This window comes from Streptococcus sp. 'caviae' (assembly GCF_001937065.1).
Taxonomy (GTDB): Bacteria; Bacillota; Bacilli; order Lactobacillales; family Streptococcaceae; genus Streptococcus.
Genome location: NZ_MOWR01000003.1, coordinates 80,218 through 92,395, shown reverse-complemented (window position 1 = coordinate 92,395; position 12,178 = coordinate 80,218). Strand labels below are relative to the sequence as shown.

9 protein-coding genes are annotated in these 12,178 nt (G+C 42.7%); all 9 read right to left on the bottom strand.

Going from position 1 to position 12,178, the window contains the following annotated elements; all coding sequences use genetic code 11:
• Positions 1–109: 109 nt before the first annotated feature.
• On the bottom strand, positions 110–1,963 hold the full coding sequence (locus BMI76_RS04100) for a bifunctional homocysteine S-methyltransferase/methylenetetrahydrofolate reductase (protein WP_075346334.1): 1,854 nt from the start codon (positions 1,961–1,963) through the stop codon (positions 110–112).
• 16 nt (positions 1,964–1,979) lie between these two features.
• The gene (metE, locus tag BMI76_RS04095; RefSeq protein WP_075346333.1) at positions 1,980–4,217 is read right to left on the bottom strand and encodes a 5-methyltetrahydropteroyltriglutamate--homocysteine S-methyltransferase; all 2,238 of its coding nucleotides are present in this window, start codon (positions 4,215–4,217) and stop codon (positions 1,980–1,982) included.
• Between the two features lie 623 nt (positions 4,218–4,840).
• Positions 4,841–6,802 carry a fructose-specific PTS transporter subunit EIIC gene (locus tag BMI76_RS04090; protein ID WP_075346332.1) on the bottom strand — a complete coding sequence of 654 codons (1,962 nt, stop codon included), beginning with the start codon at positions 6,800–6,802 and terminating at the stop codon, positions 4,841–4,843.
• Positions 6,799–7,710 carry a 1-phosphofructokinase gene (gene pfkB / locus BMI76_RS04085; protein ID WP_075346331.1) on the bottom strand — a complete coding sequence of 304 codons (912 nt, stop codon included), beginning with the start codon at positions 7,708–7,710 and terminating at the stop codon, positions 6,799–6,801. The genes BMI76_RS04090 and pfkB overlap by 4 nt, the downstream gene beginning before the upstream one ends.
• Positions 7,707–8,450 (bottom strand): DeoR/GlpR family DNA-binding transcription regulator, encoded by a 744-nt coding sequence (locus BMI76_RS04080; protein ID WP_142355038.1) that lies wholly within the window; start codon positions 8,448–8,450, stop codon positions 7,707–7,709. Before BMI76_RS04080 ends, pfkB begins: the two co-directional genes overlap by 4 nt.
• A gap of 496 nt (positions 8,451–8,946) precedes the next feature.
• Positions 8,947–9,960 (bottom strand): NAD(P)/FAD-dependent oxidoreductase, encoded by a 1,014-nt coding sequence (locus BMI76_RS04075; protein WP_075346329.1) that lies wholly within the window; start codon positions 9,958–9,960, stop codon positions 8,947–8,949.
• 83 nt (positions 9,961–10,043) lie between these two features.
• A complete protein-coding gene (gene trmD / locus BMI76_RS04070) occupies positions 10,044–10,766 on the bottom strand; it encodes a tRNA (guanosine(37)-N1)-methyltransferase TrmD (protein WP_075346328.1) in 723 nt (240 codons plus the stop codon).
• The gene (rimM, locus tag BMI76_RS04065) at positions 10,756–11,274 is read right to left on the bottom strand and encodes a ribosome maturation factor RimM (RefSeq protein WP_075346327.1); all 519 of its coding nucleotides are present in this window, start codon (positions 11,272–11,274) and stop codon (positions 10,756–10,758) included. The genes trmD and rimM overlap by 11 nt, the downstream gene beginning before the upstream one ends.
• 91 nt (positions 11,275–11,365) lie before the next feature.
• Positions 11,366–12,103 carry a bifunctional 2-polyprenyl-6-hydroxyphenol methylase/3-demethylubiquinol 3-O-methyltransferase UbiG gene (locus BMI76_RS04060; RefSeq protein ID WP_075346326.1) on the bottom strand — a complete coding sequence of 246 codons (738 nt, stop codon included), beginning with the start codon at positions 12,101–12,103 and terminating at the stop codon, positions 11,366–11,368.
• Positions 12,104–12,178: the final 75 nt, after the last annotated feature.

Below are 12,178 nucleotides of genomic sequence, written 5' to 3'. Positions count from 1 at the left end.
TCCCACTCTCAGTTCAAATCTATTATAGCATTTCTAGTCAAATCCATCAGCATCCAGTTTAAAACGAGCAGCTCAGCTAGTTGCAGACTAACCCTTAAACTGCAGTTCATTAAGCTCGCTTTTTCACAACAGCTGTCCGCTCTTGGATATAATCGATTAACTCCAAAGTAAGATCATAGCGCAGAAAAGGCGTGATCAGGTAGATGCCCTTAAAATAGTTTAAGGCACAGTCAATTAATGCCTTGCTTTCTGCCAGCGCAGCTGCCTGACAGGCCGCTCTATCGTCCTTAACAGCTTCGAGCTTTTCCAGAAGTGTTTCTGATAAATGAATTCCTGGGACTTCGTTGTGCAGAAAAACAGCATTGTTATAAGACGTTATCGGCATAATTCCAATGAAAAAAGGCTGATCGTAGGCTTTGGTTAATTCTCCCAACTGATGAATCGTTTCTTGGTTAAAAACAGGCTGTGTAATAAAGTAGTCAGCTCCCGCTTTTATTTTACGTTCAATAAGACGGCTGCTTTTTTCTAACTGGCGGACATTAGGATTAAAAGCTGCCGCTGCTGTAAAATGAGTTGCCCTTTTCAGGCTGGCTCCGCTATAGCCTTTTCCTTGATTCAACTGCTTAATCAAAGACAGTAATTTAAAACTGGTGGCATCGTAAACACTGGTCGCTCCTGGAAAATCACCGATTTTTGAAGGATCCCCTGTAATAGCAAGGATTTGATCAAATCCCAGCACATCCATGCCCAAAAGGCGCGATTGGAGACCAATCATATTATGATCACGGCAGGAAAGATGAAGCAAGAAAGGTGTCGTCACTTCATCTTTTAACAAAGACGCCAGACTGAGATTGCAAATGCGGGTTTTGGCCAGAGAATTATCCGCTAAAGTGATAGCAGCGATATTCTTTTTGTCCAGAGCCCTGATACCTTCAACAAATTTATCAATGGCCAGTGTCTTAGGCGGATCAATCTCTGCAATAATCGTCACTTCTTTTTTAGCCTTGTCTGCCAGCGTTTCTTTTTTGCTGATTTCATCAATGAATTCTTGTTCCGTAATCAGCGGGGTAATAACCTTGCGTTCGACCGGCTTTAGATTTTGGATACCTCGCTTAATAGCTCTTATATGATCCGGTGTCGTTCCGCAGCAGCCGCCGATCAAACGCACACCTTCTTCTACAAAAAGCCGAGCGCAGTATTCAAAATAATCAGCATTCTGACTAAAACGATACTGCCCTTTTTCATCATCACTGACAAATGATAAAAGGCTGGCATTAGGATAAGCAGACAAATAGCTTTGGGCAAAAAGAGGCACCTGTTTAAGGGACTGAATCATATGATAAGGTCCCAGATGGCAGTTGAGCCCGACAATATCAGCGCCCAGCATCACTAAATTGCTGAGAGCTTCTACTAAGGGGCGGCCGTCTTCGGTAATGCCTGCTTCGTGGAGCGCCATATTTGTTATTATGGGCAGGTCAGTCAGCGGTCTTACTGCTTTCAAAACAGCTTCCAGCTCTTCTCTGTCATAATAGGTTTCAAACAGCAAGCCATCCAACTGTCCTGTTTCTAAAAGCGCCTGAGCCTGTTCAAGGGTCTCATCGACAATCTCTTCCAGACTAAGCTCACACTGTCTCAGCCCTCGCGAAGCCCCTATTGTTCCCAGCACAAAAACATTCTCTCCGGCAGCCTGACGGGCTATCTCGACTGCTTTCTGATTGATTTGCTTGACATCATTGTCGTAGCCAAAACTTTTAAGACGGTGCCGTTTGGCACCGTAAGTATTGGTCTCAATAACATCAGCTCCTGCCTCAATATAAGCCTGATGAATAGCTAAAATACGTTCCGGATGGCTGATATTATAGTAGTCGTGGCAAGACTCTAAACCATCGGCATAAAGAAGGGTCCCCATAGCGCCGTCAGCTACTAAAATATCGGTTTTTAATTTATCTAGCAATTTGGACATGGACACTCTCCTTGACTTAATTTCCCAATTTTTGACGAACTTCCTTGGTCGCAGCGACCAAAACTTTGAGAGCTGCAATAGTTTCAGCTTCCTGTCGGGTTTTCAGTCCGCAATCAGGATTCACCCAAAACTGCTTAGGAGAAAGTTTATGCAGAGGCCTTTCAATATTAGCAACAACTTCTTCTTTAGAAGGCACGCGCGGTGAGTGAATATCATAGACACCCAGACCAATGCCGAGCGGATAGACTGCCGTCTCAAAAGATTCAATAATATCACCGTGGCTGCGGCTGGTTTCAATGGAGATGACATCCGCATCAAGAGCCCGAATGGAATCAATGATTTCATCAAATTTGGAATAGCACATGTGCGTATGAATCTGCGTTTCATCCTTGACAGACGATGTCGCGATATGAAAGGCCCGAACGGCATCATCGAGGTAAGCTTTTTGCTTAGACTTACGCAGCGGCAGTCCTTCGCGGAGCGCTGCCTCATCAACTTGGATAATAGCAATACCGGCATCTTCCAGAAGCTTGATTTCATCTTTGATAGCCAGACCGATCTGATCGAAGAGCTGTCTGCGCGGAATATCTGTTCGTTCAAAAGACCAGTTAGTAATGGTAATCGGCCCCGTCAGCATTCCCTTGACCGGCCGATCCGTCAGACTCTGCGCATAAACCGTTTCACGGACAGTCAACGGTTTTACATGCTGGACATCCCCGTAAATAATAGGCGGCTTAACAGCCCGAGAGCCGTAAGACTGAACCCAGCCCAGTTTTGTCGTGGCAAAACCTGCTAACTTCTGGCCGAAGAATTCGACCATATCAACCCGTTCAAATTCGCCGTGAACTAAAACATCAAGATCCAAGTCCTCTTGAATGCGGATCCAGCGCTCAATCTCAGCATTTATAAAGGCCTGATAGTCTTCGTCGCTTATCTTGCCGCGCTTCCAGGCCAAACGCGTCCGTCGGATTTCCTGCGACTGCGGGAAAGAGCCGATTGTTGTCGTTGGCAAAAGCGGCAGCTGCAATTTTTCCTGCTGCAGCTGCCGCCTTTTGTCAAAGCTGCTGCTTCGCTCAGTCGCTACATTTTCAAGATTTTCCAGCTCAACATTTCTGAAATCAGCGGCCTGAAGAGCTTCAAAATGGGAAATCTGCTCCCTGTAGGCAGGGCTTTCTCGGCCATCCAGCTTTTCTGCCAGAAGCTTAACTTCCTGTAATTTTTCATCAGCAAAGGCCAGGCCATTTAACAAAACAGCTTCTAAATCTGTCTCATTTTTAGCAGTCACAGGCACATGCAAGAGCGAACAGGAAGGCTGGACGGTTATCTCAGCAGCATTTTCTTTGATCGTCTGTAAGAGTTCAGCGGTCTTCACAAAATCAGAACTCCAAATATTGCGGCCGTCAACCACACCGGCAAAGATTTCCTTATCTTGGAAAAGCCCCCTTTTCAGAGCTGCGAGATTTTCTTCCAAACCATGGACAAAATCAAGACCAAAAGCTGCGACAGGCAGCTGAGACAGGCTTTCCGCATCAATCAGAGCCTCGAAATAAGTCTGAAAAATAAACTTGGCCTGCGGAACTTCTTTAGCAAAATAGCCATAAACCGCCTTTGCTGCCTCAAGATAATCAGCCCCTTCATCGGTCACAAAGATCGGTTCGTCAATCTGGATATAAACCGCTCCTGCATCGGTCAATTCCTTGAAAACCTTTTTATAAAGCGGCAGAAGACTTTTGACAGCAGCGGTAAAATCTTCAACACCGGACGAAAGTGCCACATAAGTGATGGGACCAGTAATAACAGGTTTAGCTCTATCTCCTACAATCTCTCTTGCTTCCAGATACAGCTCCAACAGACGCGTATTAGTCAGTTTAGGTCTTTGTTTGGACCACTCAGGAACAATATAATGGTAATTAGTATTAAACCATTTCTTCATAGAAGAGGCGACATTGTCCTTGCTGCCGCGCGCAATAGAAAAATACAAGTCAATGTCTGCTGCCTCCCTAGCAAAGCGTTTAGGAATGATATTGAACTGGACAGACAAATCCAAAATCTGGTCGTAAAGTGAAAAATCCCCAACCGGAATTAAATCCAATCCTGCATTCAGCTGCTTTTTCAAAAAATCATTGCGCAGTGCTTTGGCACCTGCAAACAGCTCTTCTTGGCTAATTTTCTTTGACCAGTAAGACTCTATCAGCTTTTTCCATTCACGATTTTCTCCCAAACGCGGATAACCCAAATTAGAAACTTTTGTCATTTAATCCTCCCTATAGTTTTGAGCTTAGAGGTGCCTAGATAGTTTACCTCATAACTATAACCTATTTTTTTATTTTGATTAAAATAATACTAGATAATTACTGTGAAATCAATACTTTATAGCTTTTTAGGTTTTTATGCTTTTATATAGTTTGAAACTATATATGTAGGAGTTGTTATAGCTAATAACTATAACAAAAATTGCTCAGGAGCTAAAATCCAAAAACTGCAGCCCAGCACACAAAAAAGCCGGATTAACATCCGGCTTACAGGTTGTAGACAAACTCTATAGTTAGCATTTCACGAGCACACATATCTTAGGATAGTATCAATTCACAATCTATAAGAAAAATAGGCGAATTGAACGAGCCTGATCCAGATACTTTCCGCTGTAGCAAAAACGCCAGAAATCACTTATTTCTGGCGTTCGGAGATTTTGAGACTTGGGCTCAAAATCTAGGTATGAAATTCCAAAGGAAGTTGCTACCGTCCGCGCTACCTAAGGAAAGTATCATAACACAATAGTTCTTTTGATAAAAATTGACTTTTTCTTCAGTCTGAAAGCCGGATTAACATCCGGCTTACGCTTTATAGATTATTGACAGAGCTGCCAAGGCTCTATTTTTATTTTGCCTTGCGAAGCATGCCAAAGAGGATACCTGAGACCACAGCTCCAATAAGGATATACAAAAGATAAAGCAGAGCATTGCTGGTCAAGGCGATAACAAAGATTCCGCCGTGAGGGGCCATCAATTTGATACCTGACAGACCAACCAAGGCACCTGTGAGGGCTGAACCAACGATGAAACTAGGAATCGCACGCGCCGGGTCAGCTGCACCGAACGGAATAGCACCTTCAGTGATGAAAGAAAGTCCCATAACAATGTTAGTCAATCCTGAATCGCGTTCTTCTTTAGTAAATTTATCTTTGAAGAGCAACGTAGCAACAAAGACAGCAAGCGGCGGTACCATACCTCCGGCCATAACAGAAGCCATAACCACAGAACCACCTGAGGAAACAGTCGCTGCCAATGTACCTGTACCAAATACATAGGCTGCTTTGTTAACAGGACCGCCCATGTCAACGGCCATCATGCCGCCGACCAAGAGTCCCATCAAAACAGCTGAGCTGCCTGAAAGATTTTCAAGGAAGGAGTTCAGAGCCGTATTGATGCTGGCCATCGGAATATTAACAAAGAGCATGAGGAAACCAGTTACCAGAACGCCCAGCAAAGGATACAGAAGGATTGATTTAACCCCTTCAAGCGAGCGCGGAAGTCCGGTCAAGAGTTTCTTAAGAAGCAAGATAACACCGCCGGCAAGGAAACCACCAACAAGGGCACCCAGGAAACCGGAAGGTACTCCTGCTAAAGCTAAACTTTCTTTACCGCCGCTGGCAAATGGCACCTTGCCGAAAGCCAGACCGGATTTAGCAATAAAGCCTGCAACAAAACCGGCAACCAAACCAGGTTTTTCAGCAATAGAGTAGGCAATATAACCGGCTAAAACCGGAAGCATAAATTCAAAGGCTGCATTACCGACATTCTTGAAAAGGGAAGCCAGTTCATGATAAGATCCCAGATTAGATAACTGATCCTTAGGAACTCCCATCAAATTATCAATCAAGAAAGCAAGGGCAATAGCGATACCGCCGCCGATAACAAATGGCAGCATCTGCGAAACACCGCTCATCAGGTGTTTGTAGAAGGCACCGCCCAAGCTTGGCTTTTCAGCAGCCGAAGCTTCGCTGACAGCAGTGCTGTCGGCTGCAGCTGCATAAGCGTCAGCCTTATCATCAAGAATCATACTAATCAGCTCTTCCGGTTTTTTGATACCTTCTGCAACTGGCCGCGAAATTAAAGGCTTGCCATCAAAACGATCCATCTCAACAGCCTTGTCGGCTGCAATGATAACACCTTTGGCGCGCTTAATATCATCAGCAGTCAGTTTATTGCCGATACCGGAAGCACCGTTTGTTTCAACCTTGATAGCAACGCCCATTTCAGCAGCTTGTTTCTTGAGGGCTTCTTCTGCCATATAAGTGTGGGCAATCCCAGTTGTACAAGCTGTTACAGCCACGATAAAATCTTGATTGTCGGCCGCCGGTGCAGCTGGTGCTTCTTCTTTCTTTTCTTCTTCGGTTTCATTAAAGAGCGTGATAACATCGTCAGGAGTGGCTACTTGGCGCAATTTATCAGCAAATCCATCTTTTAAAAGGTATTGAGACAGTTCAGCCAAGGCAGCCAAGTGCGTATCATTGGCACCGTCCGGTGCAGCAATCATGAAGAAAAGATCAACCGGTGCACCGTCAAGGGCTTCATAATCAACGCCCTTATTGGATTTAGCAAAGAGGACAGTTGCTTCCTTAACAGCTGCATTCTTGCTGTGGGGCATGGCAATACCATCACCAAGCCCTGTTGAAGTCTGTGCTTCACGGTTCATGATGCCAGCTTTAAAAGTATCAAAATCGGTAACGATACCTTTTTCAGCCAGCTTTGAAACCATCTCATCAATCACAGCTTCCTTAGTGGTCGCCTGAAGATCAAGCAACATCACGTCTTTGTTCAGTAAGTCCTGAATTTTCATCTTTTTTCTACCTCTACTTTTTTGTAAGTTTCCTTTATAAAATCAATACTGGCTAAATCATCTGAAAAAGCTGTTGCTGTGCCGCAGGCGACTCCCCATTTGAGGGCTTCGACAGGATCTGCTGTCTTGACAAATTCACCCGTAAAGCCTGCAACCATGGAATCACCGGCACCGACAGAGTTCTTTACCTGTCCCTTGATTGGCTTAGCAAAATAAGCTGCCTCCGGCGTTACCAATAAAGCGCCGTCACCTGCCATTGAGATGATGACATTTTGTGCTCCTTTGGCCAAAATCTCACGCGCATATTTTTCAACATCATCCAATCCTTTCAGCTCGACATTGAAAATAGCTTCCAGTTCATGGTTATTGGGTTTGACCAAAAGCGGCTGATAAGCAAGAGCATCAAGCAGGGTTTGTCCCTCAAAATCACACACGATTTGGGCACCGGTCTGTCTGACAAGCGGAATCAAACGTTTATAGATTTGATTGCCCAGATTGGTCGGAGCGCTTCCTGCAAACACAACGGTATCTTCTGAGGAAAGCCGGCTTAAAACAGCCTCCAGAGCTTCTACCTGCTCCTCGCTTATACGGGGGCCTGTCCCATTAATCTCGGTTTCTTCATCAGCCTTGATTTTAACATTGATCCGCGTGTCCTGATCAACATGAACAAAATCAGTCTTGATGCCTTCAGCAGTCAAGCCCTCTTCAACAAACCTGCCGGTAAAACCGCCAATGAAACCTGTTGCAGTATTATCCTGTCCTAAGCGCTGCAGGATACGGCTGACATTAATCCCCTTTCCTCCGACAAACTTATCGTCACTGTCCATACGGTTAACACTGCCAATTTCTACAGTATCAATGCGGACGATAAAGTCAATGGAAGGATTGAGAGTTACGGTATAAATCATACTTCGATCACCTTCGTTTTTTTCTTCGTCTCTTTTAACATACGGCTGTCCGATTTATTAGTGATGATAGTCACTGCTTCCAGCCGATCAACTTTAACAAATGAGGTCTGTCCCATTTTTGAAGCATCCACCAAAGCATAGGTCGTCTGAGCATTGTCGATAACCGTCTTTTTAATAGCTGCCTCTTCTGTATCAGGGGTTGTCAGGAAATGCAAATCAACACCGTTCATGCCAATAAAAGCTTTATCAAAATTCAGCTGACTGAGCTGATTAATCGCAAACTGACCGATACTGGCGTCTGTCGAATTTTTAACATAGCCGCCAATAACCAAGGTATTGATGTTTTTTTCCACCAATTTTGCTGCGTGGTGAATGGAATTCGTCACCACAGTCAGCCCTTCCTGCTGCAGCATGTCTAAGAGCAGTTCAGTCGTTGTGCCGGCATCAATAAAGATAACATCACCGGCAGAAATCATCTCAGCTGCTTTTTGAACAATAGCCTGTTTGGCTTGAACGTTTTTGATAGATTTTTGCAGAATCGTTTCTTCCTCTTGTAAGGGATGATTTTTTTCAGCTCCGCCATGAACCCGGTGAAGCTTTTTCTCACTTGCCAACTCGTCTAAATCTCTGCGAACGGTCGATTCAGAAGTATCAAGAATACTAACAAGAAATTCCAAGGTTACAAAATTTTCCTGCGACAGCTTTTCCATGATAATCTGCTTACGTTCAGATTTTAAAATATGACCTCACCTCCTGTTGAAATCGTTTACACCTGTTATTATATACTGCTATAGGATAACTGTCAAGCAATTTCTGCCAAATTCTTTCAAAAAGCAACAAAGGTCTTAAAAGTAAGCAACAATAGTAAAGCTCCTGCGAAACATACAAAATGGTCTGTCAATCTCTTACAAATCGTAAATCTGCTGCTATTGTCCGTTCTGTCTTAAAGTTTTAAAAGCAGAAAGACTGACGAAAACGACTTTGGCTAGCTGCTGAGCATGAAAGAGCCGATCTTTCATAATTATACTTCTTGACGCAACAGTTGAACACCTTAACATAAAAAAGCGGAGAGAAAGTACCTTCTTCGAATGACTGGTTTCTCTCCGCTTTCTTTTCATTAAATTATTTTGCCGGCTCTGTGAACTTTCTTTATCCGTCTGCCAGCCAGCTGGGAGTAGGCAGAAAAGCTGTAGCTTCTTAGCTCTTTTTGATCCTACTTCTCCTTTATTCTGACGTCTATTTAATCAATGACGTTGAGTGAACCACACGATTGTCACGATCCGGGTAAATGTAGTGAATAGCTTGATTAACTGCCGTTGGCGCTTCGCCAAAACCAGTCGCAATCAAATCTACCTTGCCAGCATACTGAGCTGCATCCCCAATAGCATAGACACCTTCCTGGCTGGTCTGAAAGACAGGAGATACATTGATACTGGAACGTTTGTAATCAATATTCCAATTTTTTAGATTTTTATTGGATGTTGAAAAACCGAAGCTGACAATGAGATCATCAAGGGCAAGTTCCTGAGTCTCATCTGATTTTACTTTTTGAATAACAAGACTTTGGACCTTTTCACCGTCTCCTTTAAGTTCCAAAGGAAGATAAGGTGTCATAATAGTAACATTGGAAGCTTTCAAAACTTCCACACTATGCTCATGAGCACGAAAGGCGTCACGGCGGTGCACTAAAGTAACACTTTCTGCAATTTTATCTAAGGCATTAGCCCAGTCAACAGCAGAATCACCACCGCCGCAAATGACAACTTTTTTACCGGCAAACCGATCTAATTTATGAACATTGTAAAAGATATTATAATCAGCATAGCGCTCTTCATTTTCTAGACCGAGCTGCCGCGGCGCAAAGGCTCCATTTCCGCAAGCAATAATAATAGCTTTTGAAAAGTGCTGCCCTTTATTGGTCTCAATAGTAAAAATATCGCCTTCTTTTTCAAAGATCTTGACTTCTTCTTTCAGACAAATACTGGTCTTATCTTTAAAACGCTCTGTCTGCTCAATAAGACTGTCTACCAAATTGGCTCCTGTAATCGCTGGAAAACCGGGAATATCGTAAATAACTTTTTCCGGATACAAGACAGCAGGCTGGCCGCCCAGTTCAGACAAACTTTCAATGATTTTGACCCGCACATCGCGCAAACCAGCATAAAAAGCCGCAAAAAGACCGACGGGGCCGCCGCCGATAACCGTTATATCATAAATATCTTTTTCAGATGTCAATTTTTCTTCCTCCATAAACAAAGTAATTCCATTATAGCACAATTGAAAGCCAGCAAATAAAAAGAGTAGGAAACAAACTTTCCAAACAGGCATCAAGGTCAGCTCAGTCCCTCGCTCTTTATTTTTTCTAAAAGCTGCTTTTCTTCTTCAGTAAAATGATAATGCTCCAACAAATCAGGCCTGTACTCCCAGGTTTTGCGCAAACTTTGCTCTAAGCGCCAGAGGCGAATCTTTTCGTGATGACCGCTCATAAGAACATCAGGCACTTTCATGCCCCTGTATTCATAAGGACGTGTATACTGGGGATATTCTAAAAGACCAGATGAAAAGCTGTCATCTTGATGGCTGGCTTCCTTGCCGATAACTTCGGGAATCAGTCTGACGGTTGCATCAATTATAGCCATAGCAGCTAATTCACCGCCTGTTAAAACAAAATCCCCCAAAGAAATCTCATCAGTCACCAAAGACTTGATGCGCTCATCATACCCTTCATAGTGACCGCAGATAAAAATAAGTCCTTCTTCTTGTGCTAAGTCTTCTGCATAAGACTGGCTGAACCTCCGTCCTGCTGGATCTAAAAGGATAACACGTGACTTTTGGGATTCTATCTTATCAAAAGTGTCAAAAATAGGCTGGGCACGCAGCAACATCCCTTGACCACCACCGTAGGGTTCATCATCTACATGACGGGCTTTTTCTGCATTTTCACGGAAATTGTGATACTGAATGTCCAACAAGCCTTTTTCCTGCGCCTTGCCGACAATCGAATGTTGCAAAGGGGCGAACATTTCTGGGAAAAGGGTCAGAATATCAATCTTCATCGTCTAATCCTTCCAAAAGTTCCACATCAACGCGATTGTTTGCCACATCAACATTTAGCACAACTGGCGGAATGTAAGGCAACAGCAAATCACGCTTCCCTTTTCGCGCGACCACCCAGACATCATTGGCACCTGGTTGCAAAATTTCCTTGATTTGACCGATCAAAAGGTCATTTTCATAGACATCCAAACCAATAATCTCATGATAGTAGAACTCGTTGTCTTCTAAGTCAGACAAGTCTTCTTCTGCAACTTTGAGCGAGCAACCTTTGTATTTCTCTACATCATTGATGTGATAAAGGCCTTTGAATTTCACAATGTCAAAGTTTTTTTGCTTGCGATGACTGGCAACTTCAAGACTGGTCACAAACTGGTCTTTCTCGTCAAAAACTGCCAGACGGCTGCCTTTTTTAAAGCGCTCTTCCGCAAAATCCGTTACAGACATGACCCGCAACTCTCCCTGTAAACCTTGCGTATTGACAATTTTTCCAACGTTAAAGTAATTCATAGTGTCTCCCGTTTCAAAACATTACACTTATTTTATCATTTTCAGAAGACTTTCTCCAATTTAGAAACAGACATCACTCGAAAACTAAATTCTATTTTTTTACTTTTATAAGCAAAAAATCTGGTCTGTGATATAAATCTGTATATTGGGGATACGCTTCTAGAGTCTCCTCATTTGGTAGTGGCTCAATTATCTTATCTATTTGAAAACCAACTGTTATTAACGTATTGATGATGGTTGAAAATGTCCTATGATATTTTTTTACATTATCGACAAACCATACTGTATCACGAATTCCCTCTTTAGCATAGTTAGAAATATTAGCATGTATTTTCATTCCTTGGACATCCCTTGTCCATCTTTCACCACTTAAATGGCTGGTCACAAATGGATGTTCCTGTGAAAAAATCAGTGTTCCTTTGTCCACCATTAAATTATAAATATCCTGTATTAGATTTTCATAATCTTTAACATAGTGAAAAGCTAAGGAACTGACAACTATGTCAAATTTTTGGTTAAGTGTAGCTACTTCTTCCATTGGGAGATTTACATAGCTAATTTTAGGATGGGAATTTTCATTTTGAGCGATTTGTAACATCTTTTGAGATAAATCTATGCCAATTACTTTTTCAGCGCCTTTTTCCGCAAATAACTTACAATGCTCTCCAAAACCACACCCTAAATCTAACACATTTTTATCTGTCATATCTGGTAATAAAGATAATAATGCTGGAGTTTCAATTAATGTATTGGCGTTCGCTTCATCTTCTCTAATTTTTTTATACCCTTCAAAAAATAGCTGATTGTCATATATATTTTGCCTTGCCAACTTTTATTCCCCCAAAAATAATATTCACAATTATGGTTTTATATTTCAAAACATTGCACTTATTTTATCATGACA